At 44.9% G+C, this 26,303-nt stretch carries 20 protein-coding genes; 3 read left to right on the top strand and 17 right to left on the bottom strand.

All coding sequences use genetic code 11. The features are described 5' to 3' along the window. Positions 1–62: 62 nt before the first annotated feature. The 8 genes from cmk to tig all read right to left on the bottom strand — a co-directional run bounded on the left by cmk (position 63) and on the right by tig (position 9,715). On the bottom strand, positions 63–743 hold the full coding sequence (gene cmk, locus AC6R00_RS20595) for a (d)CMP kinase (protein ID WP_500641742.1): 681 nt from the start codon (positions 741–743) through the stop codon (positions 63–65). 152 nt (positions 744–895) lie between these two features. Beyond that, a complete protein-coding gene (locus tag AC6R00_RS20590) occupies positions 896–1,189 on the bottom strand; it encodes a ComEA family DNA-binding protein (RefSeq protein WP_500641741.1) in 294 nt (97 codons plus the stop codon). Between the two features lie 135 nt (positions 1,190–1,324). Then, positions 1,325–3,184, bottom strand: coding sequence for a peptidylprolyl isomerase (gene ppiD / locus AC6R00_RS20585; RefSeq protein ID WP_500641740.1), 1,860 nt, complete (start codon positions 3,182–3,184; stop codon positions 1,325–1,327). A gap of 174 nt (positions 3,185–3,358) precedes the next feature. Continuing rightward, complete coding sequence (gene hbs, locus AC6R00_RS20580; protein ID WP_004414742.1) at positions 3,359–3,631, bottom strand: non-specific DNA-binding protein Hbs; 273 nt, start codon at positions 3,629–3,631, stop codon at positions 3,359–3,361. A 193-nt stretch (positions 3,632–3,824) separates the two neighbouring features. Continuing rightward, the gene (lon, locus tag AC6R00_RS20575; RefSeq protein WP_500641739.1) at positions 3,825–6,176 is read right to left on the bottom strand and encodes an endopeptidase La; all 2,352 of its coding nucleotides are present in this window, start codon (positions 6,174–6,176) and stop codon (positions 3,825–3,827) included. Positions 6,177–6,305: 129 nt separating this feature from the next. Further along, entirely contained in the window at positions 6,306–7,589 is a 1,284-nt protein-coding gene (clpX, locus tag AC6R00_RS20570; protein ID WP_004748541.1) for an ATP-dependent protease ATP-binding subunit ClpX, read from the bottom strand. A gap of 89 nt (positions 7,590–7,678) precedes the next feature. Next, the gene (clpP, locus tag AC6R00_RS20565; RefSeq protein WP_239825371.1) at positions 7,679–8,305 is read right to left on the bottom strand and encodes an ATP-dependent Clp endopeptidase proteolytic subunit ClpP; all 627 of its coding nucleotides are present in this window, start codon (positions 8,303–8,305) and stop codon (positions 7,679–7,681) included. A gap of 105 nt (positions 8,306–8,410) precedes the next feature. Beyond that, entirely contained in the window at positions 8,411–9,715 is a 1,305-nt protein-coding gene (tig, locus tag AC6R00_RS20560; protein ID WP_239852130.1) for a trigger factor, read from the bottom strand. 514 nt (positions 9,716–10,229) lie between these two features. Between tig and AC6R00_RS20555 the strand changes: the two genes are divergently transcribed. Further along, positions 10,230–12,008, top strand: coding sequence for a sensor histidine kinase (locus AC6R00_RS20555; RefSeq protein ID WP_500641738.1), 1,779 nt, complete (start codon positions 10,230–10,232; stop codon positions 12,006–12,008). Positions 12,009–12,020: 12 nt separating this feature from the next. Further along, positions 12,021–13,367, top strand: coding sequence for a sigma-54-dependent transcriptional regulator (locus tag AC6R00_RS20550; protein WP_239852126.1), 1,347 nt, complete (start codon positions 12,021–12,023; stop codon positions 13,365–13,367). Between the two features lie 171 nt (positions 13,368–13,538). Here the strand turns inward: AC6R00_RS20550 and AC6R00_RS20545 are convergent, their stop codons facing one another. The 9 genes from AC6R00_RS20545 to AC6R00_RS20505 all read right to left on the bottom strand — a co-directional run bounded on the left by AC6R00_RS20545 (position 13,539) and on the right by AC6R00_RS20505 (position 23,646). Next, entirely contained in the window at positions 13,539–14,900 is a 1,362-nt protein-coding gene (locus AC6R00_RS20545) for a TRAP transporter large permease (protein ID WP_171321070.1), read from the bottom strand. Positions 14,901–14,903: 3 nt separating this feature from the next. After that, complete coding sequence (locus AC6R00_RS20540) at positions 14,904–15,575, bottom strand: TRAP transporter small permease (protein ID WP_500641737.1); 672 nt, start codon at positions 15,573–15,575, stop codon at positions 14,904–14,906. Positions 15,576–15,653: 78 nt separating this feature from the next. Continuing rightward, positions 15,654–16,649: a TRAP transporter substrate-binding protein gene (locus AC6R00_RS20535; protein ID WP_004748532.1), complete on the bottom strand. Its 996-nt coding sequence runs from the start codon at positions 16,647–16,649 to the stop codon at positions 15,654–15,656. A gap of 416 nt (positions 16,650–17,065) precedes the next feature. Continuing rightward, complete coding sequence (locus tag AC6R00_RS20530; RefSeq protein ID WP_069666843.1) at positions 17,066–18,181, bottom strand: ABC transporter ATP-binding protein; 1,116 nt, start codon at positions 18,179–18,181, stop codon at positions 17,066–17,068. Between the two features lie 5 nt (positions 18,182–18,186). Then, positions 18,187–19,044, bottom strand: coding sequence for a carbohydrate ABC transporter permease (locus AC6R00_RS20525; protein WP_069666844.1), 858 nt, complete (start codon positions 19,042–19,044; stop codon positions 18,187–18,189). Then, complete coding sequence (locus tag AC6R00_RS20520) at positions 19,041–19,964, bottom strand: carbohydrate ABC transporter permease (RefSeq protein WP_500641736.1); 924 nt, start codon at positions 19,962–19,964, stop codon at positions 19,041–19,043. The genes AC6R00_RS20525 and AC6R00_RS20520 overlap by 4 nt, the downstream gene beginning before the upstream one ends. A gap of 118 nt (positions 19,965–20,082) precedes the next feature. Next, positions 20,083–21,330, bottom strand: coding sequence for an ABC transporter substrate-binding protein (locus AC6R00_RS20515; protein ID WP_004748526.1), 1,248 nt, complete (start codon positions 21,328–21,330; stop codon positions 20,083–20,085). Between the two features lie 143 nt (positions 21,331–21,473). Further along, the gene (locus tag AC6R00_RS20510; protein ID WP_500641735.1) at positions 21,474–22,934 is read right to left on the bottom strand and encodes an ATP-binding protein; all 1,461 of its coding nucleotides are present in this window, start codon (positions 22,932–22,934) and stop codon (positions 21,474–21,476) included. After that, positions 22,924–23,646, bottom strand: a complete 723-nt coding sequence (locus AC6R00_RS20505) for a response regulator (protein ID WP_004748522.1) — start codon at positions 23,644–23,646, stop codon at positions 22,924–22,926. Before AC6R00_RS20505 ends, AC6R00_RS20510 begins: the two co-directional genes overlap by 11 nt. A gap of 652 nt (positions 23,647–24,298) precedes the next feature. Here AC6R00_RS20505 and AC6R00_RS20500 point away from each other — a divergent pair. Beyond that, positions 24,299–26,296 carry a methyl-accepting chemotaxis protein gene (locus tag AC6R00_RS20500; RefSeq protein ID WP_500641734.1) on the top strand — a complete coding sequence of 666 codons (1,998 nt, stop codon included), beginning with the start codon at positions 24,299–24,301 and terminating at the stop codon, positions 26,294–26,296. The last annotated feature ends 7 nt before the right edge of the window (positions 26,297–26,303 follow it).

The following is a 26,303-nucleotide window of genomic DNA, read 5'->3' as shown; positions in this document are numbered from 1 at the left end:
CCGCGTGGGGTTATTAAATTCGCCAGTCATCATCCTTGCGACCAACGCTCTTACCTAGCCGCCTAAGCGACTAGCTTCGATTCGATATATTGTAGTGCTTTTTCTACCACTTCGTCGATACTCATCGTAGTAGAATCCAGCAAAAGCGCATCCTCAGCAGGGCGTAATGGAGCCACTGGGCGGTTACGATCTCGGTCGTCACGCTCTTGGATCTCGCGCAAAAGGTCGTCAAATCTAACATCTAACCCTTTGCCTTGCAACTGTTTAAGGCGGCGCTGCGCGCGCTCTTCTGCGCTAGCGTCTAAGAAAATTTTAACTTCAGCCTCAGGGAAAACAACCGTGCCCATGTCACGACCGTCCGCAATCAAGCCCTGTCCTTTAGCGAATGCTCTTTGACGACGTAATAAAGCCTCGCGCACTCGCGGTAATGCTGCAACTTTTGACGCCGCCATACCGGTTTCTTCTTTGCGTAGCTCTCCGGAGACATCTTCTCCTTCAAGGATCACTTTAACTAGGTCACCTTCAGCAACAAATTGAACATCAAGGTGAGTTGCAAGCGGAACAAGCGCTTCTTCTGACTCTAAGTCCACACCATGGTGAATTGCTGCAAGCGCAAGTACGCGATAAATCGCGCCAGAATCTAATAGGTGGAAGCCTAGCTTGTTCGCTAAAAGCATACAAAGAGTGCCTTTACCCGCACCACTCGGTCCATCAACGGTCACAACCGGTGTATGAGACGACATGTTTTACTCCGTGTTGGTTGCAGATCGACGCTCAAAGCGTAGACCTTAATTCGGCGACAAATTATAGAGGGAAACGCTATTAGGTTCTAGACGGGAATGACAGTAATTAGAAAAAAGAGCGCTGATGCGCTCTATCGTAACTAAATAGCAAATTAGAGTTGGATCCGAGATTGATTTTTGGCAACAATTGCTGCGCCAATTCCTTTCACTTGCGTTAAAGATTCTGCACTCTCAAACTCACCATGTTGCTCGCGATGTTCAACTATCGCTTGAGCTTTCTTGATTCCAATTCCATTGAGTAAATCTGCCAACTCCTGCGCACTAGCTGTGTTTATGTTCACAGTAATTTCAATGCCATCATATTTAGGGTCGGATTTAGGTTCATTGGCGAAAGAGAACGGCACGACACACATAAGTGCCGCGATGAGAAGGATCTGTTTTAGCATACTGGGCTCCTTGTTTATTGATCAACTCGCTCAGCATACGTTTAAACGCCACCCTGCCTATCTGCAGCAACCGAAAACAAAACGGACTGCTAATGCAGTCCGTTTTAAGCTATGTATCAATTACACAAGCTGTGCTTACTGAGTCACAACGTAGTACTCGATATCAATAGTCTTGCGTAAGATATTGATTAGGCCAGATAGGTCTTGCTGAGCATTAACTTGCGTCAATTGAGAACCGATTTGCTGGTTGTATTGAGGGTCAAACTCTGACGCGACTTTTGTCAGTTCAACCACAACAATGTCACCATTAAGATCTTTCGCTTGCGCAAAGCCAACTGTACCTTCTGCTGGTTTCGTCATTGAGAATACAACATCAGCAAGTGGTGAGCTGCGGTCAAGCGTTTCTACTTCACCAAAAGCCAAACCATTTTCACTAAGTAGCTCTTGCTTACCTTGCTTCAGTTCTTCAACCAGATTTTGCGCTAGTTCAATAGCCGTCTGCTCACCCTTAACATTCGCAAGCGCTTTAACCACATCACTACGAACATCTTCTAGAGGAAGTACTGTTTCATTGCGGCTATCTTCAACACGAACTACCACGATATGCTCAGGAGCCACTTCAATCGCTTCTGAGTTTAGGCCATCTTCTTTCACTTCAGGGCTAACAATCGCTTGCAGTACTGCAGGCGTTTTCAGCAATTCAGGAGCGTCACGCTCTGAAATAAAGTCAGTTGTTTGAATCTTCGCGCTGATAGCTTTAGCCGCATCATCCAGCGAATCTGGGTATTCAAAAGCCACTTTCTCTAGCTCGCTTTGAAGCTCGTAGTACTGATCGATCGCTTGCTGATCTTTAAGCTCTTGCTTAATTTCCGCAGCAACTTCTTGATAAGGCTTAGCGACAGAATCTTTTAGCTCATCAAGCTTGATGATGTGGTAACCGAACTCAGACTTAACTAAACCAGTTGTTTCACCCACTTTAGTCAGAGCAAACGCCGCTTCTTCAAACGTTGGATCCATCACATCACGTTCAATCCAACCTAAAGAACCACCTTCAGAGGCACTTCCAAAGTCATCTGATTTCTCTTCCGCAAGCGTAGCGAAGTCAGCACCAGCATTAAGTTCATCAAGAATTGCTTGAGCTTTCGCTTCGTCATTACCTTCAACTAGGATATGGCTTACACGACGTTGCTCTTCCGAAGAGTACTTATCTAGGTGCTCTTGGTAGTATTGCTTAGCTTGCTCATCTGAGATTTCAATCGAATCTTTAAGCTGCTGCGCTGACAGCTCAATGTAGGCTACTTTCACTTGCTCTGGACGCGTATAACGCTCAGGGTTTTGTTTGTAGTAGTCTTTAATCTCTTCTTCAGATAACTCTGCTTTCGCTGCAAAATCCGCGAGAGATAGCGTCACTTTTTTGATGTCACGAGTTTGAGTCAGCAGCTTGCTTTGCGCTTCAACTTCACCCGGTAGAGAAAAATCACTGCCTTGAATTGCTGTCAGTAGCTGATTACGAACTAGGTCACGACGTAGGTACTCAGCAAAACTCTCTGCCGAAAAGCCTGCACGACGAAGAGCAGTTTGATAAATGTCTTGGTCGAACTTACCGTCAACTTGGAACTGAGGCATTTCTAGAATCAGGCTGCGCACTTGCGTATCACTGACACGCAAGCCTAGTGACTCTGCATGTTGCTCTAGAAGTAAGTCATTCACCATGCGGTCAAGAACAGATTTACGGAAAGATTCTACATAGCTTGGGTCAGCCAGTAGGTTTGAGAAGTAATCGCCCAATTGCGCTTGCATACGATTACGTTCGTTTTGGTAAGCTTGTTCAAACTCACCACGACCAATTTCCACATTGCCTACTTTCGCTGCTGAGTTGTTTGAACCACCAACAATGTAGCTGCCCACACCTGCAAATACGAAAGATAGGATGATAAGTCCTAGGATAATTTTAACCGCGATGCTGTTAACGCCTTCGCGTAATCGGTCCATCATACTTAAACTACTCTCCGCTTATGCACCGTACTTAAGCCCTACAGCTGTGTACGATACACTTCATTAAAATAAAAATTGAATAGCGCGATAATACCAGAAAAAGAAATGCGCATCAGTATGATGCGCATAATTTAAAAAGGTTCGAAAAAATCCGCCTAACTGGCGATTTTTTGATTAGTTACAAGAGTCTTTCAGAGCTTTACCAGCTTTGAACGCAGGAACTTTAGCTTCTGCGATTTGGATCTCTTCACCAGTCTTAGGGTTACGACCTGTGCGCGCTGCACGAGTACGTACGCTGAATGTACCAAAGCCAACTAGAGCAACTTGGTCACCAGACTGTAGAGTGTCACCTACTGCTTCGATGAATGCGTCTAGAGCACGACCAGCAGACGCTTTTGATAGATCTGCATTTTCTGCGATTTTTTCTACTAATTGTGTTTTATTCACTGTGATTCCCCTTTGTGCCACCTGATTTTATTTTTGTCGGTGGCTTTACGTTCCATTTCATTTCAAATTAGCGACGAACCCTTATATTACAAGGCTTGAAGCTATAGTCGCTAAAGTTAGCGCCCAAAAAAAACGCTGACAAGCCTTTTTATGCTTATCAGCGTAATCTTTTACTTATTTTTGCTGCACATCACTATTTTACGGCTGCAAACTCGACACCTGACGGCTCTTTTTCTAATGCAACTTTCAATACTTCATCGATCCATTGCACCGGAATAACCTTCAGATCTGCAATAACATTATCAGGAATCTCTTCCAGATCACGTTCATTGTCTTTCGGAATCAGTACCGTTTTGATGCCACCACGGTGTGCTGCGAGCAGTTTTTCTTTCAAGCCACCGATCGGAAGAACTTCACCACGCAGAGTAATTTCACCCGTCATCGCCACTTCGGCTTTTACAGGGTTGCCCGTTAAGCTTGAAACAAGGGCGGTACACATCGCAATACCTGCACTTGGGCCATCTTTTGGTGTCGCACCTTCCGGCACGTGGACGTGAATATCGCGTTTTTCATAGAAATCTGAGTTAATGCCCAGTTTCTCAGCGCGCGAACGGACCACTGTCATTGCGGCTTGAATCGACTCTTGCATCACATCGCCTAGAGAACCGGTTTGCGTTAGCTTACCTTTACCCGGCATGGCTTCAGTTTCAATCGTCAGTAGGTCACCGCCGACTTCCGTCCAAGCAAGACCTGTAACTTGACCAATGCGGTTGCTGTCGTCAGCTTTGCCGTAATCAAAACGCTGCACACCCAAGTATTCTTTCAGGTTGTCCATCGTCACAGTCACGCTCTTAAGATCTTTATCCAGCAGGATGTTCTTCACTGCTTTACGACAGATCTTAGAAATCTCACGCTCTAGGCTACGTACACCCGCTTCTCGCGTGTAGTAACGGATAATGCCGATAATTGCCGAGTCTTCGATATCTATCTCGCCAACTTTAAGACCATTGCGCTTAATTTGCTTCTCAACTAAGTGGCGCTTAGCGATATTCAGTTTTTCATCTTCTGTATAGCCAGATAGACGAATCACTTCCATGCGGTCTAGTAGTGGGCCTGGGATGTTCATTGAGTTAGACGTTGCGACAAACATAACGTCAGACAGGTCGTAATCCACTTCTAGATAGTGATCGTTAAACGCATTGTTCTGCTCTGGATCGAGAACTTCTAGTAATGCAGACGATGGGTCGCCACGCATGTCTGAAGACATCTTATCGATTTCGTCCAGTAGGAATAACGGGTTTTTCACACCGACTTTGGACATTTTCTGGATAAGCTTACCTGGCATTGAACCAATGTAAGTACGGCGGTGACCACGGATTTCCGCTTCATCACGTACGCCACCCAATGCCATACGCGTGTATTGACGACCTGTCGCTGCCGCAATAGAGCGACCAAGTGAAGTTTTACCTACACCAGGAGGACCAACAAGACATAGGATCGGACCTTTCAACTTGTTGATACGGTTTTGAACCGCTAAGTACTCAAGGATACGTTCTTTAACACGCTCTAGGCCGTAATGGTCTTCGTTTAGAACCTCTTCGGCTTTGGCTAGATTTTTCTTAACTTTAGAACGTTTTGCCCAAGGTACGCCAAGCATCCAGTCGATATAGCCACGTACAACCGTCGCTTCTGCCGACATAGGAGACATCATTTTCAGCTTTTGTAGCTCTTGCTCTGTCTTCTCACGCGCTTCTTGCGGCATCTTAGAATCAACGATTTTCTGCTTCAGAGTTTCAAACTCATCAACGCCATCTTCGCTTTCACCTAGCTCTTTCTGAATTGCCTTCATTTGCTCATTCAGATAGTACTCACGCTGAGATTTTTCCATCTGCTTTTTAACGCGAGTACGGATGCGCTTTTCAACTTGAAGCAAGTCAATTTCAGATTCCATCTGTCCCATTAGGAACTCAAGACGCTCTGTTACGTCTAGAATCTCAAGCACATTTTGCTTTTCTGCCAATTTAAGCGGCATATGCGCGGCAATGGTATCAGCGAGACGAGCAGCTTCATCAATTCCGTTTAGCGAAGTCAGAACTTCTGGCGGAATCTTCTTGTTGAGCTTAATGAAGCCTTCAAATTGGTTGATAGCGCTGCGCACAATAACTTCTTGCTCACGTTCATCTAACTCAGATGTGGTTAGATACTCTGCGTCAGCAAAGAAAAATTCGTTTTCAATAAAGTGGTTTATTTTCGCGCGCTGCTGACCTTCTACCAGCACTTTAACCGTGCCGTCAGGGAGTTTCAGTAGTTGCAGGATGGTCGCTACGGTACCAACTTCAAATAAGTCCGCTTGAGTTGGTTCATCAGTGTCCGCTTCTTTTTGGGCTACCAACAATACTTGCTTGTTGTTGTCCATTGCCGCTTCTAGGCAAGCAATAGATTTTTCACGTCCAACAAACAATGGAATAACCATATGCGGGTAAACGACTACATCTCGTAGAGGTAGTACGGGGATCTCGATACGTTCGGAACGTTCCAAGTTCATATTCTTCTCTCTTCCGCTTTGTCCTATGAGCAGTATATGGGGGCTAATTGGTTGGATTCAATGAAAGAATAAAAAAAAGGGAGTAATTGATTACCCCCTTTCTACGTACATTAATTTATGTGAATCAGATTATGATTCTGCACCTGCTGCTTGGTTGTCAGAGTTGCTGTAAATAAGCAGTGGATCAGATTCACCCTTAATTACTGACTCATCAATCACAACCTTGCTTACGTCATCCATTGATGGCAGTTCATACATGGTTTCAAGTAGAACGCCTTCAAGAATTGAACGTAGACCACGAGCACCTGTTTTACGTTCCATTGCTTTCTTAGCAATCGCACGTAGCGCATCTTCACGGAACTCTAGCTCAGAATCTTCAAGCTCAAACAACGCTGCATACTGCTTAGTTAGCGCGTTCTTAGGCTCACATAAGATTTGAATCAGTGCGTCTTCATCAAGTTCAGTTAGCGTCGTCGTAACTGGTAGACGACCAATGAACTCAGGAATCAGGCCGTACTTAACAAGATCTTCTGGCTCAACTTGAGAGAACAGCTCACCAATAGTGCGTGTTTCGTCTTTAGAGCGAATATCTGCACCAAAGCCGATACCCGTACCTGTCGCAACACGTTGTTCAATCACTTTATCTAGGCCAGCAAATGCACCACCACAAATAAATAGAATCTTAGAAGTATCTACTTGTAGGAACTCTTGCTGTGGATGCTTACGACCACCTTGTGGCGGTACTGAAGCAACCGTACCTTCAATCAATTTCAGCAACGCTTGCTGAACACCTTCACCTGACACATCACGTGTAATAGATGGGTTCTCAGCTTTACGAGAAATCTTATCGATTTCATCGATGTAAACGATGCCGCGCTCTGCTTTCGCTACGTCGTAGTCACATTTTTGAAGAAGCTTTTGAATGATGTTTTCAACGTCTTCACCAACATAACCCGCTTCAGTTAGCGTTGTCGCATCAGCCATTGTAAATGGAACGTCTAGGAAACGAGCTAGCGTCTCTGCTAGTAGCGTTTTACCACTACCAGTAGGACCAATGAGTAGAATGTTACTCTTACCAAGCTCTACACCTTCACTGGTGGTGTCCCCATTACGTAAACGCTTATAGTGGTTATAAACGGCTACTGCTAACACTTTCTTAGCGTAATCTTGGCCAATCACATAGTCGTCAAGGTGTTCACGAATCTCTCTTGGCACAGGTAGTGCTTCAGATTGTTTTTTCGGTAGAACATCTTTGATTTCTTCACGGATGATGTCGTTACATAGATCGACACATTCATCACAAATGTAGACTGACGGACCAGCGATTAACTTGCGAACTTCGTGCTGGCTCTTGCCGCAGAAAGAGCAGTAAAGAAGCTTACTACTACCGCTCTCTTTGCTTTTATCTGTCATTCGCTAACCTCTTATTAGCTTTCACTGTCTTGCTTTGAGTTTATATCAATTTTGACCAAATTTCGCCTGCATCTTTTGGCGATATGGTATTACTCTTGGTGATGAGTTAAAACTGAGTCAACCAAACCGTACTCTACCGCTTGATCTGACGACATAAAGTTGTCGCGGTCGGTATCACGCTCGATAACTTCTAGCGGCTGACCAGTGTGCTCTGCAAGCAACTTGTTTAGCTTCTGCTTAATAGTCAGAATTTCTTGAGCATGGATCTGAATATCCGATGCTTGACCTTGGAAGCCACCTAGCGGTTGGTGAATCATTACACGAGAGTTTGGCAGTACATGACGCTTACCAGGAGCACCACCAGCAAGGAGGAATGCACCCATAGAGCAAGCTTGTCCCATACATACTGTGCTTACGTTTGGCTTGATGTACTGCATGGTGTCGTAGATGGACATACCCGCTGTCACGCTACCGCCCGGAGAGTTGATGTATAGGAAGATATCTTTGTCAGGATTTTCTGACTCTAGGAATAGCAGCTGAGCGACAACTAGGTTAGCCATTTGGTCTTCCACTTGGCCTGTCAGAAAGATGATACGTTCCTTAAGCAAACGAGAATAAATATCGTAAGAACGCTCACCTCGGGAAGTTTGTTCAACCACCATTGGTACTAGCGCGTTTAGGATTGGCGACATTGCATTTTTTTCTTGGTAGCTCATATTCTTATGTCCCTAAAATAAATGGCCCGGATGATACTTATCATACGGACCATTGTTAGCAGAATAGTTAACGCTAAGTCAACCTTGTAAGCACTTTATTGCTTATTACGCTGCTGGCTGCTGGTTCATTAGCTCGTTGAAGCTAACTTCTGTTTCAGAAACCTGAGCTTTAGCGATGATTGCATCAATAGCTTGCTCTTCTAGAGCAACGTTACGCATGTTGTTCATCATCTGCTCGTTTTGCTCGTAGTAAGCAACAACTTCTGTTGGATCTTCGTATGCAGTAGCCATTTCTTCGATAAGTGCTTTCACTTTCTCATCGTCAGCTTTTAGCTCTTCAGACTTGATTACTTCACCTAGTAGAAGACCTACTACTACGCGACGCTTAGCTTGCTCTTCGAATAGCTCACGTGGAAGCTGCTCTGCTGCTTCTGGGTTGCCACCGAAACGTTGTGCAGCTTGCTGACGTAGAGTACCGATTTCTTGATCGATAAGTGCAGCTGGTACGTCGATTTCGTTTTCTTTAACTAGACCGTCAAGCGCTTGCTCTTTGATGCGGTTCTTAACAGCTTGCTTAAGCTCACGCTCCATGTTCTTACGAACTTCAGCTTTAAGAGCGTCAACGCCACCTTCAGCAACACCGAACTTAGAAACGAACTCGTCGTTTAGCTCTGGAAGCTCACGCGCTTCAACTTTGTTTACTTTGATAGCGAATTTAGCAGCTTTACCTTTTAGGTTCTCTGCGTGGTAATCTTCTGGGAAAGTTACGTCGATTTCGAATTCCATACCAGCAGTTTTACCTGCGATACCGTCTTCAAAACCAGGGATCATACGACCTGCGCCCATTTCTAGAGGGAAGTTCTCAGCTTTACCGCCTTCAAACTCTTCACCGTCGATAGAACCAACGAAATCGATAGTAGCACGCTTGCCTTCTTCAGCAGCTTCTTCTACTTCAACCCAACCAGCTTGTTGCTTACGTAGAGTCTCGATCATCTCTTCAACGTCAGCGTCTTGAACTTCAGTTGTTGGTTTTTCAACAGTGATGTTCTCTAGGCCTTTTAGCTCAACTTCTGGGTAAACTTCAAAAGTTGCGTTGAATACTAGGTCTTCACCTTCTTTAGTCTCAACTGGAGCGAAAGTTGGTGCGCCTGCTGGGTTGATTTTCTCTTTAACGATCGCTTCGATGAAGTGACGTTGCATTACTTCACCCATTACGTCTTGACGTACTGCTTTGCCGTACATCTTCGCAACCATTTTTAGAGGCACTTTGCCTTTACGGAAACCATCGAAACGACGGTTTTTTGCGATGTTGCGTAGTTCTGCAGTAACAGCATCTTCGATGTTTGCAGCAGGAACAGTAATGTTTAGACGGCGCTCTAGGCCCTCTAGCGTTTCAACAGTAACTTGCATTATTCATTAACCTCAAAACTGGCTCAGATAACTGAGCGTATGTGCCCTATTCAATATAGAAAGGACCCATCCTTGTTTGTACTCTATGAGTACTCTTGTAAATCGAGTATCGATAATCGAGCAATTCAATCATCGGACTAATTAGCGATATCCTTTCGAGCTAGCTGTTTAGAATCTAGTCCGGTAAAGGTATCTCCGATTAGCCTCAGGATAAAAATTTAGACGCAGCATTCTACCGAGCAGATCGGTAGCTGTCGAGCCGATCCCCACGATCACTGCGGGATTACCCTAAAAACTCACTTAACTGCTAAAAAAAACATCAATAAAGCAGTCTTTGTTTCCAGAAATGGGGACATTAATGCCTTTTTCAAGAGAAACTAATGTTTTTTTTCATTTAAAGATCAAAACAAGATCTAAGTCCGGTTTTATCCCTCAGTTTGCCGCGCAGAGTACACACATTTGTAACAAAAACCTTTACGCTATGGATGTTTAAGGAAGTTTCACAGGAAAAGTGATGTTAACGTTCAGGCGCAGCAAGTTTTATCTGCTCATACTCTACCTGTTCATCGTTCTTGTCGGTTCGAGCTGGATATGGAATTCAAGCGAAAGCCACCAATTTTCGAGACACAAAGAGCAGCTTGAACGTTTTGCAGAATTTATTTCAAGCAAGCTCGATAAGTACGCTCACCTTCCTCAGCTGATAGCCAAAGATAAGGAGCTGATCGCAGCGCTGAAACACCCACACAATAGCGCTCAAATAGAGCTTACCAATCGCTACCTGGAGCAAGTCAACGAAACCATTCAGTCGACAGATGCGTACTTGTTAGACGAATTCGGCAACACCATCGCTTCAAGCAACTGGAATCTTGAGCGTTCGTTTCTTGGCCGTAACTATGCTTGGCGCCCTTATTTTTCCAATGCTATTCAAGGTAAACCTAGTCAGTATTTCGCGTTAGGCTCCAGTTCGAAACAGAGAGGGTATTACTTTTCTTACCCGGTGACTTATGCCGCAGAGATCATCGGCGTTATCGTTATCAAAATGGATCTCACCGCTATCGAAGCTAACTGGCAAAACAGAACCAACACCTTTGTCGCCACCGACAGCTACAACGTAATCTTCATGTCGAGCAATGATGATTGGTTGTTTAAAAGCCTGACGACGTTATCAGAAGCACAACGACAGTCCATCCTAAACAGTCGCCAATATTTGGATTCTCCCATACGTTCGTTTGGCTTAGATGGCGAGTTGGATTTGCCTCATACCGAGCTTAGTAACCCGCTTGCTTCTGGCTTCGAAAACTCATACTTAGTGTCATCACGCCCACTCGCTAAGCACGACCTGACTTTACGTGTACTAACTCCTAAGGTGACCTTACTTTGGTCAACGTTAAGCTTTTCATTGGTTGTGACACTATTGTTTGTCATTGCTTACCTTTCACTTCAGCTCACTTATCAACGCCAGCTTAAGAAACGCCAATTCGAACAATTGCAGTCAGAGGCAAAGCAAAAACTGGAATTCTTGGTCATGGAGCGGACTTCAGAGCTGCAAGCCGAGATCAATGAGCGCACGAAAACTGAGTACGCTTTACGCCAAACTCAAGATGAACTGATTCAAGCGGCCAAGCTCGCCGTACTTGGCCAAATGTCGGCCAGTATTAGCCATGAGCTGAACAATCCTCTCGCGGCAATCCGTAGTTTTGCTGACAATGGCCGACGCTTTTTGGAAAGAGATAAGTATGATCGTGTCGACGATAACTTATTGCGAATCTCGGCACTTACTGATCGTATGGCAAAAATCAGTAGTCAGCTTCGTTCGTTTGCACGCAAAAGCGACAGTAATGAGGTCAATCAACTCGATGCTGTTCCGCTGATTGTCGCCGCCAAAGAGCTATTGGCTCCACAATTTAAATCCAAGCAAGTTGCGCTTGAGACTCAACTCAATCAACCTTTACCTGAGGTAGAGCTGAATCCTATTCAATTCGAGCAAGTTCTTATCAATCTGATGACCAATGCAATGCAAGCTGTCGAAGACCAAGCACAGCGTCAGGTCGCCATTTCTACCTCAGTAGATGAAAAGCGGCTGTCCATTTTTGTTGATGACAATGGCCCTGGTATTGATAGTGATAAACAACAAGCACTGTTCGAACCTTTCTATACCACTAAGAAAAACGGATTGGGTCTAGGGCTGTCGATTTCGCAGCAGATCACCCAAGCTATGGGTGGCACACTCAAGGTCTCGACGTCCCCAATGGGCGGGGCGCGATTCACTATCTCTCTGCCAATTAAGGAATAACGAGGAATGCAGATGTATGATGTAATCTTCATTGATGACGAAAGTGATATTCGTTTAGCGATAGAGCAGAGTTTTGAACTAGAAGAAATTCCAGCGCGCTTTTTTGCAAGTGCCGAAGAAGCGCTGCTCGCAATTAAGCAAGACGGTTTGCCAAAAGTAGTGATCACGGATATCTGTTTGCCCGGACTTTCCGGGGAAAACATTTTATCGAGTATTTTGCATCAAGACCCCGATATTCCTGTAATACTCATCACTGGGCACGGTGATATTTCAATGGCGGTAAATGCTCTGAGAAACGGAGCCTATGACTTTATCGAGAAGCCATTTCCAATCGATCGCCTGATTGATACAACACGCCGAGCATTGGAGAAGCGAGACTTAACGATTGAGAACCAAGAGCTCAAACGTAGCCTGAAAGCGAGTCAAACGCTTGGTCCTAGGATTATTGGTGATACGCCCTCGATTCAAGCTCTGCGCGATACCATAGTTCATATCTCTGACACCAATGCGGACATCCTGCTGTTTGGAGAAACGGGAACCGGTAAAGAGCTCTTCGCTCGATCTATTCATGAGCAAAGCCCACGTAGAGATAACAACTTTGTCGCCATCAACTGTGGTGCGGTGCCAGAAAATTTGATTGAAAGTGAACTCTATGGTCACGAAAAAGGCGCCTTTACAGGAGCCGATGTTAAACGCGTCGGTAAATTTGAGCATGCTCAAGGGGGAACACTGTTCTTAGACGAAATCGAGTCTATGCCTCTGCAAGCGCAAATTCGTTTGTTACGCGTATTGCAAGAGCGTGTTATAGAGAGAGTTGGCTCCAATGAACTTATCCCGATTGATATTCGCGTCATCGCAGCCACTAAGGTCGACTTAAAACAAGCCGCCGAACAAGGGACATTTCGTGAAGACCTCTACTATCGACTCAATGTTGTCACCCTAGATTTACCACCGTTGCGACAACGCAAAGAGGATATCCCTACTCTATTTCACCACTTTTTATTGGTTGCAGCTTCGCGCTACGGTAAGTCAGCGCCAGCGATTGAATCTCAGCAAATTCATCAACTCATGAGCCATGACTGGCCGGGCAATGTACGCGAGCTAAGAAACGCAGCCGAACGGTTTGTGCTGCTTGGCAGGCTATCTCAGTTTGGTTCTGATGGCGCGGAGAATAGCAACCGAGAGTTAGGCTTAGCCCAACAAGTTGCCGAATTTGAGAAAAGCTTGATTGAACAAGCACTCAATCAGAATGAAGGCAGCATTAAGAAGACGATGGATCATTTGCAACTTGCCCGCAAAACCCTGTACGATAAAATGCAAAAATATGGCTTAGATAAGAGCAACTATAAAGGTGAATAATCTGTTCACCTTTTGTTCATTTCACATTTCATATATTGAACTCATCAAACGGAAGTGATGAATGGAGTTGCTGTCTTGTTAACTCCACTGTCCATAAATAGAAATGTCCTAAAAACAAAAGCCCCAGATAACTGCCTATCTGGGGCTTTTTATGTTGATTACGTTATTCAGTTACTTGGTTATGATCTCTGGTCCCATCAGTGTGGTCGGAAGCCATGTCGAAACCCAAGGCACGTATGTCACGATAATGAGGAAGAGGAACATCACCGCTACCCAAGGCAGTGCAGCTTTAACCACTTGCATCATCGACATCTTGGCTACCCCAGCGGTCACAAATAGGTTGAGCCCGACCGGAGGAGTAATCATACCTATCTCCATGTTCACCACCATCATGATACCTAAGTGGATTGGGTCGATACCGAGCGCGATAGCGATCGGGAACACTAAAGGTGCAACGATAATCAACAGACCCGATGGCTCCATGAACTGACCGCCAATCAGTAATAGAACGTTAACCACAATCAAGAAGGTAATCGGGCCAAGACCTGCTGATAGCATAGACTCGGTGATCATTTGTGGAATGCGCTCTTCCGTTAGTACATGCTTTAGAATCAGAGCGTTAGCAATGATAAACAGCAGCATGATGGTCAGCTTACCTGCTTCATACAAGGTATGCTTTGTGTCTTTATGGACAAACGCTTGGAAGATTTTCACTAATGCAGGTTTGGTGTTTTTCTTATCGGCAAACGGCCCCATATCTTTGTAGATAAAGTTGGCGATAAGGAAAGAGTACACAGCGGCTACTGCTGCCGCTTCGGTTGGGGTAAAGATACCGCCATAGATACCACCGAGGATGATAACCACCAGCAATAGACCCCAGCTCGCATCTTTTGCCGCTGCAAACATTTCTCCCCAACCAACGAATGGCTGTTTAGGTAGATTCTTTACGCGTGCTGCAATGTAAATGGCAATCATCAACATCACACCTGCAAGAAGACCAGGAATCACACCACCAAGGAACATACGCCCTACAGACACATCCGTCGCCGCGGCGTAGACAACCATTACGATTGAAGGCGGGATCAAGATACCCAATGTACCAGCGTTACAAATAACCCCAGCCGCAAAATCCTTTGAATAGCCGTTTTTGATCATACCAGCGATAACGATACTACCGATGGCCACTACCGTTGCAGGTGATGAACCAGATAGCGCGGCGAACATCATACACGCCACAACCGAAGCCATGGCTAGACCGCCGCGGAACCACCCCACCATTGCGATAGCGAAACGAATAATACGTTTTGCTACCCCACCGGTAGACATAAAGCTTGAAGCGAGAATGAAAAACGGGATTGCCAATAAGGTGTAGTGCCCAGCAAAGGCATTAAATAGAGTTTGAGCGACAGAGGCTAACGACGCATCTGAATGCATCATCAAAAAGACAATACTTGATAGGCCCAGTGAAATTGCGATTGGCACGCCAACAAGCATAAAACCAATCACCATGACGAATAAGAATAAGATTTCCATGGTTTAGCTTTCCTTGTTCTGGTTATTGTTGTTCTTCGGCTCCATCGCTTCACCAGCATCCTTGAGCTCTTCTTTTAGCGCTTCTAACTCTTCTTCCGCTTCATGACCAGCAATTAAGCGGTCCAACTTACCTGAGATGATTTGTAGCGTAATTTGAGCAAAACGGAATGTGAGTAGCGCCATGCCAATCGGCAGCGCCATATAAGGAATAAAGCGCGGCATTTTTTCGTAACGTTCACCTTCATTGAGCCAATCAGCAAGGAATTGCAGCATTTCTGGCATTGGAATATCGTCTGTTTCATACCAAGCGCGCTCGGTTGCAAACGGATACCAGTAGTTCCATGAACCAATCAACAGCAGAACTGAGAAAGCCAAACAACATGCCGCAGCAATCAAGGCATAGATTTTACGTAGTTGCTCTGGAGCAAGGTTAATCACCACATCGACACCGATGTGAAAATGCTTTTTAACACCGTAAGAAGCGCCGACAAGAACCATCCAAGCAAACATGAACACGGTAAGCTCCAGTGCCCATAAAATGTTGTCGTTAAAGACATATCTAAATACAACGTTGGCGAACGTGAGCAAGGTCATTGCTCCCAAAAAGAACGCAATCAATGTCTCTTCAATTGCGTCTGTCACCTTCCCAATTCTGGCAAAAATTGACTGTTCCATAAGTTACTTCACTATATCGCAGGTAAAGAAAGGCCCTCCTCCCGACAAGAGGGCCAATGTTTTTCTAGGTTTTAGTTATTATTTGTTTGAAGCTAGAGCCGCTTCAATGAGGTCAGAGCCAATGTCTTTTTCAAACTTCTTCCAAACTGGTTGAAGCGCAGTCACCCACTGCTGACGTTGCTCTGGTGTTAGCGTACGAACTTCACCACCAGCTTCGATGATGTTGTTTTTGTTCGCTAGGTTAACTCGTGAAGACTCAGAGTTACGCGTTTCAGTCACTTCTTGGATGATCTTGTTTAGCTGCTTACGCTGGTCATCCGGTAGACCTTTCCAGAAGTCTTTAGACGTCACCACTAGGTAATCGAGAATACCGTGGTTCGTTTCGGTAATACCGTCTTGAACCTCGAAGAACTTCTTACCATAAATGTTTGACCAAGTGTTCTCTTGTCCATCGATGACTTTAGTCTGTAAGCCACCGTATACTTCTTTAAACGACATTTTCTGTGGGTTAGCACCAAGCTGTTCAAATTGAGCAACCAGTACGTCAGAGGCTTGTACACGGAACTTAAGACCTTTTGCGTCATCAGGAGAGATTAGCGGCTTGTTCGCTGACATCTGCTTCATACCATTGTGCCAGAACGCTAGACCTTGCAGACCACGGCGGCGCATTGCGTTTTTCAGCTTTTCACCAGCCTGAGAGTTTTGGAAACGGTCAACGGCTTCTACGTCTTCAAATAGGAATGGCAGGTCGAAAATACGGTATTTCTTGGTGAACTTTTCAAACTTTGATAGAGAAGGGGCAGCAAGTTGCACGTCGCCGTTGAGTAGTGCTTCTAGAACCTTGTTATCATCATAAAGAGTCGAGTTAGGGAAAACCTGCATACACACTTTTCCGTTCATCTCTTCATTAACACGTTTTTCCAGTAATGAAGCCGCGATACCTTTCGGGTGTTTATCTGTATTCGTTACGTGACTGAACTTAATCACTGTCTCGCCCGGATCACAGTTCGCCGCAGCGTTAAAACTGGTCACAGCAAGAATCGATGCAGATAGTAGGGTCAATGGCTTAAACATTATTATTCTCCTTGTTAAATGAACAACCCCATCACTGGGTGTTGATACATTGATAAGGGCAATAACCGCGCCACATTAAAACATTTAGTAATATTACTTACTTTTCAAATAGTTAGAGTGAGAAACTATGAGCTGACGTTATCGAGTTCACATAAAGTTCTTTTGAATGGGTGGAATCCCACCCATCATAAATATCAATACGGGTGAATTTACACATATTTAACAAGCGCGCAAAAATAGAAAAACAAATGGCAGCTATAATAGCTGCCATTTTCGTTACTAGAGATGAGGTGAGCAATAAGGAGACATGACTGCCCACTTCGACTCACACTGCATGAAACTCACTTCATGCTATGCTACTAAGCTTAGTCGAGATCACCCATAGTTACTAATAAAGGAATCAATTAATTCACCCATTAGTGAAATTCGATACGTTGCTCGGTGGCCGCATCAAAGAAAACCGCTTTGGATAGATCAAAGTGCAAAGGCGCAACTTGACCCGCTGTCACATCGAACTCCGGAGAAAGACGGCACGCCACTTCTTGTTCGTTCACCTTAATCATCGCGATCGTATCTGGGCCGGTTGGTTCAAGCACTTCTAAGGTTAAATCTAACTGAGTCGTCGCATCAGATTCTTGGTTTTCACTGTCAGTAATATGCTCAGGACGAAGACCAATCACCACTTCTTTACCATCTTGCTCACGCATTGAAGCAGGTAAGTTAATGTGGTGTTCTTGCCCGTTACTGCCTTTCACTTTGATTACCGGCTTGTCTTCGCCATCGAGATCCACCATGGTCTTAATAAAGTTCATCGAAGGAGAACCCATAAACCCAGCCACAAACATGTTGTTTGGCTTATTGTAGATTTCTTGCGGCGTACCCAACTGTTGCAATTCACCATCTTTCATTACCGCGATTCTGTCCGCCAAAGTCATCGCTTCAATCTGATCGTGAGTCACGTAGACAATTGTGGTGTTGAGCTGCTGGTGCAGACGTTTGATTTGATGACGCATTTCAACACGCAGTTTCGCATCAAGGTTGGATAGTGGTTCATCAAACAAATAAAGCTTTGGTCGACGAGCTAAAGCGCGTCCCATCGCCACACGCTGGCGCTGACCACCGGATAGCTGCGAAGGTTTTCTATCTAGCAGGTGATCAATTTGCAGCATTGCCGCAACGCGCTCTACTTCTGCATCAATTTCCTGCTTTGGCATTTTACGTATCTTAAGGCCAAACTCGATATTGCCCCGCACCGTCATATTGGGATATAGCGCATAAGACTGGAATACCATCGCGATATCACGATCTTTCGGCTCAACCTCAGACACGTCATTGCCATCAATCACAATCTCACCTGAGCTGATGTTCTCTAGCCCTGCAATGGTATTCATCAAAGTCGATTTGCCACAGCCAGACGGCCCAACCAAGATCAGGAACTCTCCTGAGTCGATATTGATGTCGATACCTTTCAGCGTCTCTTGTTCCGCCTTTGGATAGGTTTTACGGATTTGTTTAAGTTCTAGTGTTGCCATAATAATTATCCTTTTACCGATCCAGCCGTTAGGCCGCGAACGAAGTATTTCCCTGCTAATACGTAAACTAAGAGTGTCGGCAGTGCGGCTATAATCGCAGCTGCCATATCAACGTTATACTCTTTCACCCCAGTACTGGTGTTGACTAAGTTATTGAGTGCCACCGTAATCGGTTGAGTTTCTGAACCTGAATAGACGACGCCAAATAAGAAGTCATTCCAGATTGCGGTGAACTGCCAAATGACGGTCACCATGATAATCGGTGTCGATATCGGCAGTAGAATCTTGAAAAAGATGGTAAAGAAGCCAGCACCATCAAGTTTGGCCGCTTTAACCAGTTCATCTGGAATACTGATATAGAAGTTACGGAAAAAGAGCGTAGTAAATGCCATACCATAGATAACGTGAACAATCACAAGTCCAGCGGTAGTGTTCGCCAAGCCAAGCTTACCTAGTACCGTTGCCATTGGTAAAAGAACGACTTGGAACGGAATGAAGCAGCCAAAAAGTAGCAAACTAAAGAAAAGGTTTGAGCCACGGAATTGCCATTTGGTCACAACGTAACCATTGAACGCGCCAAGCAAGGTAGAGATAGCTACTGCAGGTATCACCATTTGAAACGAGTTCCAAAAATACCCTTTTACCCCTTCACACTTCACACCGGTACAAGCACTGTCCCAAGCTTTAAACCAAGCATCGAACACCCACTCGGTCGGTAAACTCATTAAGTTACCGGCTTTAATGTCTGGCAAAGTTTTAAAAGAGGTAATCACCATCACAAACAGCGGCATCAAGTAAACCACACAGAAAAATGCCAGCGTTGAGTAAATAAACAGTCGAGAGAAATTGATTCCTTGCATCATGATTTTTTCTCCCTAAGTTCTGAATAGAGGTAAGGCACCAAAATCGCGAGTATTCCCGCTAACATCATCATCGCACTGGCGGCACCTAAACCAATTTGACCACGAGTAAATGAGTGCGCATACATAAACAGCGCTGGAAGGTCGGAAGAGTACCCTGGCCCACCCGCTGTCATTGCTGTGACTAAGTCAAAACTCTTAATCGCAATGTGGGAGGTAATAATCACGGCGCTAAAAAAGACCGGTCTTAGACACGGCATAATGATACGCCAGTAGATGGTTGGTAAGTTCGCACCGTCAATCTGCGCCGCTTTGATAATTGAAGAATCAATACCACGTAAACCTGCAAGGAACATTGCCATGACGAAACCTGAAGATTGCCATACAGCCGCAATCACTAAGGTGTAAACCGCCATATCGGAGTTCACCAGCCAATCAAATTTAAAGTCACTAAAACCCCAATCTTGCACCAGTTTTTCGATGCCAAGACCTGGGTTAAGAATCCATTTCCACGCCGTACCTGTAACAATAAACGACAAGGCCATTGGGTATAAATAGATGGTACGAATCGCACCTTCCTGACGGATATTTTGGTCAAGAAGAATCGCTAGACCAACGCCGAGTCCAATCGCAACTAGCATGAACAGCAGGCCAAAAACACCTAGGTTGGTAATAGAAGTGATCCAACGATCGTTATCCATTAGTTTTTCGTATTGGGCAAAGCCAACAAAATTAAAACTAGGTAGAAAACGGGAGTTGGTCATTGAGAGTGCCGCTGTCCAGAAAATATAACCATAGATACAAACCACAGTTACAAGAACGGTCGGGGCAAGAACGATTTTCGGCAGCCAATGTTGAAGTCGGTCGGCCAAACTGACCTTAGTTGTCGACTTCTTTTCATACCGATTTACAACATGCTCCATAACGAGTCCTTACGTCATAACGCGCCGATCAACATCCTGATCGGAAATAGAGGAAAGGGCGAACAGGCTCCCCACAAGCCTGAACGCCCTTTGGGGGTGTGATTTAACTACGAGATAGTTAGATCGCAGCTTTAACTGCTTTCGCTAGCTTTTGTGCTGCCTGTTGTGGATCCGCTTTGTCGTCATTGAAGAAGTTAGTAACGACGTCATAGATCGCGCCTTGAGCGTAGCTGGTAGTCGATAGACCATGCGCCATACTTGGCACTAGGTCACCTGACTTAGCACTCGCTTTGAAGGTCGCCATAGAGTCCAATGCACATTGGTCAAACTTCGACATGTCCATATCTAAACGTACTGGAATTGAACCTTTGTTTAGGTTGAACACTTCTTGGAAGTCTTTGGTTAGGATGGTGCGCGCTAGATCTTGCTGCGCTTTTTGGTTTGCTTTGTCGCTCAGTTCAAAGAACGCAAAGCTATCAATGTTGAAAGTAAACTGGCCGTTAGTACCTGGCGCTGGTGCACAGATGTAGTCTTTACCTGGGACTTTACCCGCAGCGGTAAACTCACCTTTCGCCCAGTCACCCATGATTTGCATTGCCGCTTCACCGTTGATGACCATTGAAGTGGCTACGTTCCAGTCACGGCCTGGAGAGTTGGCATCAATGTAGTCGCGAATTTTCTTAAACTTAGTGAACACTTCAACCATTTTGTCGCCAGATAGTGTATCCATATCCAGTTCAACAAACGCCTTGTTGTAATCTTCACTGCCTAGAACGTCTAGTGCTACTGCTTCAAATACCGTAGCATCTTGCCATGGCTGACCACCGTGCGCTAAAGGCACGTAACCTGCTGCTTTAATTTTGTCTGCGGCAACGAAGAACTCATCAAGCGTTGTTGGTAGTTCGACACCCGACTTCTTAAGTACTTCTGGGTTTGCCCAAATCCAGTTTACACGGTGAACGTTAACAGGAACCGCTACATACTCGCCATCAAACTTCATCACTTTAGTTACAACGGAAGGAAGGATTTCATCCCATTTCTCTTGCTGACCCGTGCTGTCTAGTGAGGTAAGGAAGCCAAGACCACCCCACTCTTGAATGTCATGACCTTTGATCTGCGCTGCAGACGGTGGGTTACCTGATACGGCACGCGTTTTTAGAACAGTCATCGCCGACTCACCGCCGCCACCAGCAACCGCGAAATCTTTCCATGTATGGTTTTGCTGCTCTAGCATATCTTTAAGTACAGCGGCAGACTTTGCTTCGCCACCCGCTGTCCACCAGTGAAGAACTTCAACTTCACCAGCGTTAGCAAAATTAGCAGCAGAAAGTAGAGAGAGGGTAAGTAGGGTTTTATTAAGTTTCATTATTATCTTCCATGTATTGGATTAGACATTCAGGCCAACTGCTTAATGACCCCAAGCGTTCTTGCTTGTACATAAGGGAGTCTATCCAATTAGAATTTTTTGATTGAAACAAACCGTAAAACCAATGTAACAACTATGTTACATTACACCTCAAGACTCGGTGGAATAAAGACTTGTGCTCTTAAGCCTCTATTTTGCAAGTTGTCAATAATGAGATCTCCGCCATGTCCATGGAGGATATTACGGCAGATTCCTAAGCCTAAACCGTGCCCATCTTCATCATTTGCCAAGCGATAATAAGGCTCAAACACAGCTTCCAGCTTTTCTTCAGGAATACCAGGGCCATGATCGCAGATGACCACTGTTATCCATTCATCATCAACCATGACGTTTACTTCAGCACGTAGACCATACTTGACCGCATTTTCGATCAGGTTGCTTAGTACCCGTTTCATCGCAAGTGGCTTGGCGACAATCGGGTCCATATCTCTTGGCTTAAACTCGACTTGGGTTTGATACTGGTTATAAGGTTCCGCGACGCTTTGTATCATTTCACTTAAATCAATATAGGCGTTGTTTTCATGCAGATCAGTATCACGGACACATTGCAGCGCCCCTTTCACCATCATCTCTAACTCATCAAGGTCGCGATTAAACTTCTCGCGCTTGGTATCACTTTCCAGAAGCTCAGCGCGTAACCTCAAGCGTGTGATAGGCGTTTTTAAATCATGTGAAATGGCCGAGAAAAGATGCTCACGATCGGCAACATAGCGTCGGATGCGTTGCTGCATGCGGTTAAATGCTCGGGTGGCAGTAATAAGCTCACTAGCCCCCTCTTCTTGCAGCGGCGCCTGTTCAATATCCATGCTCATTTCATTGGCAGCCTTGGCTAATCGCTTAAGCGGTTTGACTTGGCGGCGAACCAAAAGATAGGTCAGAGCAAGCAAAATCGTGGTCGAGAAAATCAGAAACAGAATCTGCTCACGGCCAATTAAGGTGTCATCTAGCGTAACGTAGGGAGCAGGCAACAGAGCCGCGATATAAACCCACTCATGCGAGGCAAGCTCGATCTGCACCACTAAAATTGGCGGGTCGATAGGATTTAACGTCAGGGTATGGTGCGCCCATGACTTTGGTAGATCATGCAGGTAGATATCGTTTTTCAATAAACGTAGGTTATCTGGATGGGAGAAATCGACCGAGATACTTTCTGCTTTACGCAGTTTGTTTTGCAATACTCCTTCAATCGCCTCGATTGATGCTCGTTTCAACGGCGTATCTTCGATCGGCTCAACAACAAGTTGCTCTTTATTGAAAGAAACGAAAAAGCGCGTTCCCCCCATATTGCGGATTTGGTCCAGCACGATATGACGGTAGCGAACGGGGAGAGATTGAAAAAAGGTCACTGTAGACGCGAACATGTTGGCCATGCTTTCAGAAGCGTCACGAATCCCTGCCAACTCTTTGTGTTTCGATTCCGTATACCAGATGCTGGTAGCAACGCCTTGCGCGAGAATCACTGCCAGTAAGGTTAAGCCTAAAGTTCGGCTGACTAATGAATTGGGCTTAAACTGTCGAAACCAGTTCCAAACACTAGCTCTCATAGCTCACCGGTACTGCCAACAAATAGCCATTACCACGCATCGTTTTAATATAATGAGGAAACTTGGCACTATCGCCCAGTCTCTGTCTTAATCGACTTAGCTGAACATCTATCCCGCGTTCAAATGGGAGCGCTTCGCGTCCACGAGTCGCAAAAGAGATCGTATCGCGATCTAACACTTCATTAGGACGCTTGAGAAATAGCATCAACAAAGCAAAATCACTACCAGACAAATCATGAGATTGATGAGTTTCTAAGTGGGTAATTCGGTGCGCTAACGGATCAAGCTGCCAATCACCAAACACAATCGACTTAGCATTGGCGCTGGCTGGGATTTCTTCCGTTACATTGACGCGGCGCAATACCGCTTTGATACGTGCGTTAAGGTGTCGAGGGTTAAATGGCTTGGCGATATAGTCATCTGCGCCGATCTCTAGACCAATAATCTGGTCAGTATCATCGGACACCGCCGTAAGCATAATAATAGGTACAGACGAGTGACGGCGCACTTGCTGGCACAAGGTAAATCCATCATCTCCAGGCAACATCACATCGAGTAAAATCAAGTCGGGATAGCCTTGTTGCTCTATATAGGCTTTCATTTGCTCACCATCATTAACGGCCGAAACCTGATAGCTTTGCTTGGTCAGATACTCTTCCAATAACTCACAAATTTCTTGATCGTCATCGACAACGAGAATTTTAGCTGACATACCCTTACCTATTACTGCACCGTATTGATAGAGCGAGTGTAATCACTTCTTATAGTCGTAATGAATGAAGATTCCAAAGAATTTGAACCTCTTGCGGACACACATCACATCTTATTAACAAAACAACGATTAACAATCATTCAAAGGCGCTAAAGGTTATATAGCCGAAAGATTGATCTCGTTGAACAACATGAAATCACGCAGAGCAGTCAAGCGAGGTAAAAAGGATTTGGACGTTGCACAAGAGTGAGAGCGCCTTGGAAATACGCAAACATAAATAAGTAGTCATTCACAAACCAAGGCATGCCTCTGGGCTTATTTCTATAGCAAGGTAAAAACGCTCACAATACCGATCAATGAAAATAAGCAAGTACGGCCTATTAGGCCAAAGTTGGAAGGTTGAATCATTTCTTGGTGCTGCATAGGCACTCCTCTCTTTTGTTACATAGTCATTACAATATGATGAAATTTCGATACTTTCTCAATGCATACTTAGATTAAATTTTTATGACAGCGCTAAGATTTATTTCTATTTCCCTTAATAAAGCTCCGGGGTTATCACAGACAATATGGCTTTGGTCACTCAACAAGGAAATCATTTCAACTATTATCAATGCATCATAATTATAAATTTAACGTTAGGAGGCCAATTATGCGTTCGCTCATAAAACGCTTTTCACTGCACCATATCTTTACCGCCTTAGCCGGAATTCCATTACTCTTAGCTATGCTAATGGCAGTTGAGCTTGCAGCTACTCAAAACAACACGGTAGAACAGGCTAATCGAGACCAAGAGATCATCAAGTTAACACTGCTCTACGATAACTTAGCGCATAACCTCGCCGTAGAACGAGGATTAACGGCAGGGGTACTCGGTAGTAAGGGTGCGCAAGAACAAGTCGCTAAACTTAAAGAACAGCGCAAAAATGCCGATCAACACATCGCAGCTTTTAACGCATTCAAACCTGAATACGTCTCTACAGAACTGGCAAATAAGCTTAAACAGTCCCTTGATACTCAGATCGCCGATATCAATCAAGTTCGAAACCAAGTAGACCAACTCTCACCTAAACGCTCTCCTTTTGCTTACTACTCCAATCTCAACCAGTTAGCGATTGACAATGCGGTTCTGCTGGTTTCTGGCGTAAACAACCCAGAGATTATAAGACTAGGCAACTCTTTAACCTCGGTGATGATAATCAAAGAAAGGGCCGGACAAGTTCGAGGAGCACTTAATGGGGCTTTTGCTCGTAAAAACTCCACTCTTGGTCAATACACCGCAATAGAGAATTATCTGAAGTCAGGGGAGTACGCAGAAAGATTGGCCACCTTATCCATGCCAAGTAAATTCTTAAACCAAATTGAGGCCGCAAAAAACAGCCCAACTTGGAAACAGGTTGTTGATATTCAAGATCAATACCTAGCTCAGAAAGACCAGTTAAAAGCTCTGCAAGGTCCTTCCGCATTGGACTGGTTTGGCTTAGCCACAGAACGAATCAAACTGGTCAACAAAATTCGCAACCAACTGGCAGCTACAATGACTGATGTAGTTTCAACTCAAGCAAGCTCTGCGCAGTGGTTACTCAGTATGATGATCGCTGCAATTATCTGTTTGGGCGCTATTTTGATCGGAGGATTGGTTATCAGTCTTTCAAGCCTTAAAAACCGAGTTGGCGAACTCACTAACAACTTAGCGAATATGTCAAAATCCAACGACCTGAGCATGGTGCTCAAGGACGAAGGAAAAAACGAACTGTCGCAAATTTCATCAAGCGTAAATGGCTTGGTAACAAGCATTAAGCACCTGATAATGAACGTCACTGAAACCAACGACCACAGCCATCAACGACTCGACCAAATGGTTCAAGGTGCCAATGATTTAGGTGACAGCAGTCGAGCAACGTCCGACAAGTGTGGCAACATAGCCGCCGCTATGACTCAGCTATCTCAATCAAGTTTAGAAATTGCCTCCTCTTCGGAGCGCGCATTAGAAGAAACTGAGCAAATGACCAATAAGGTTCTCACTTGCCAGAAACAAAGCCAAGACTCTTATGAGATTGTAAAAGCACTAGTAACTCAAATAGAGCAGACTCAGGAGTGCATGTCACAACTAGAGCAAGACGCACAAAGTGTCAGTAAAATTGTTGAAACGATTAACGGCATTTCCGAGCAAACCAACTTGCTAGCATTGAACGCTGCCATTGAAGCTGCTCGTGCTGGTGAGCATGGCCGCGGCTTCGCCGTTGTCTCTTCTGAAGTTCGAGATCTTGCTCAGCGCAGTAAAGAAGCAACCGAACATATCTCCCAATTGCTTTCCAATATTACTAATAATACTCAAACTGCCGTAAGCAATATGGATAAAAGCCGAGAGGCGACCGACTCCACTTTCAATTCCGTTTCTGAAGTCACCAACAGTGTCTCTCAACTCGAAGTATTGATTGAAACGGTTAATGAACACATCACCAGCATCGCCAACTCTACGGTTGAGCAGTCAAAAGCCAGTGAAGCGGTTGACCAAGATGTCGATGTACTCTCTGACATTGCACAAAATACCGGGCAACTCGCCGATAGCATGAACCAAATTGTCACTAACTATCGCCACGAAGTGAGCGAAGTGAGCGACCATCTAGAGAAATTTAAACTGGCTTAATCGAAGA

The organism is Vibrio sp. R10-SF1-ISO8 (genome assembly GCF_059833805.1).
This window is presented reverse-complemented; position numbering and strand designations above follow the sequence as displayed.

Excerpts from the sequence above, each read along its gene's own strand:
- cmk (WP_500641742.1), bottom strand. The coding sequence starts at position 743 with ATGTCGTCTCATACACCGGTTGTGACCGTTGATGGACCGAGTGGTGCG.
- AC6R00_RS20590 (WP_500641741.1), bottom strand. The coding sequence starts at position 1,189 with ATGCTAAAACAGATCCTTCTCATCGCGGCACTTATGTGTGTCGTGCCG.
- ppiD (WP_500641740.1), bottom strand. The coding sequence starts at position 3,184 with ATGATGGACCGATTACGCGAAGGCGTTAACAGCATCGCGGTTAAAATT.
- lon (WP_500641739.1), bottom strand. The coding sequence starts at position 6,176 with ATGAACTTGGAACGTTCCGAACGTATCGAGATCCCCGTACTACCTCTA.
- clpX (WP_004748541.1), bottom strand. The coding sequence starts at position 7,589 with ATGACAGATAAAAGCAAAGAGAGCGGTAGTAGTAAGCTTCTTTACTGC.
- clpP (WP_239825371.1), bottom strand. The coding sequence starts at position 8,305 with ATGAGCTACCAAGAAAAAAATGCAATGTCGCCAATCCTAAACGCGCTA.
- tig (WP_239852130.1), bottom strand. The coding sequence starts at position 9,715 with ATGCAAGTTACTGTTGAAACGCTAGAGGGCCTAGAGCGCCGTCTAAAC.
- AC6R00_RS20555 (WP_500641738.1), top strand. The coding sequence starts at position 10,230 with ATGTTAACGTTCAGGCGCAGCAAGTTTTATCTGCTCATACTCTACCTG.
- AC6R00_RS20550 (WP_239852126.1), top strand. The coding sequence starts at position 12,021 with ATGTATGATGTAATCTTCATTGATGACGAAAGTGATATTCGTTTAGCG.
- AC6R00_RS20545 (WP_171321070.1), bottom strand. The coding sequence starts at position 14,900 with ATGGAAATCTTATTCTTATTCGTCATGGTGATTGGTTTTATGCTTGTT.
- AC6R00_RS20540 (WP_500641737.1), bottom strand. The coding sequence starts at position 15,575 with ATGGAACAGTCAATTTTTGCCAGAATTGGGAAGGTGACAGACGCAATT.
- AC6R00_RS20535 (WP_004748532.1), bottom strand. The coding sequence starts at position 16,649 with ATGTTTAAGCCATTGACCCTACTATCTGCATCGATTCTTGCTGTGACC.
- AC6R00_RS20530 (WP_069666843.1), bottom strand. The coding sequence starts at position 18,181 with ATGGCAACACTAGAACTTAAACAAATCCGTAAAACCTATCCAAAGGCG.
- AC6R00_RS20525 (WP_069666844.1), bottom strand. The coding sequence starts at position 19,044 with ATGATGCAAGGAATCAATTTCTCTCGACTGTTTATTTACTCAACGCTG.
- AC6R00_RS20520 (WP_500641736.1), bottom strand. The coding sequence starts at position 19,964 with ATGGAGCATGTTGTAAATCGGTATGAAAAGAAGTCGACAACTAAGGTC.
- AC6R00_RS20515 (WP_004748526.1), bottom strand. The coding sequence starts at position 21,330 with ATGAAACTTAATAAAACCCTACTTACCCTCTCTCTACTTTCTGCTGCT.
- AC6R00_RS20510 (WP_500641735.1), bottom strand. The coding sequence starts at position 22,934 with ATGAGAGCTAGTGTTTGGAACTGGTTTCGACAGTTTAAGCCCAATTCA.
- AC6R00_RS20505 (WP_004748522.1), bottom strand. The coding sequence starts at position 23,646 with ATGTCAGCTAAAATTCTCGTTGTCGATGACGATCAAGAAATTTGTGAG.
- AC6R00_RS20500 (WP_500641734.1), top strand. The coding sequence starts at position 24,299 with ATGCGTTCGCTCATAAAACGCTTTTCACTGCACCATATCTTTACCGCC.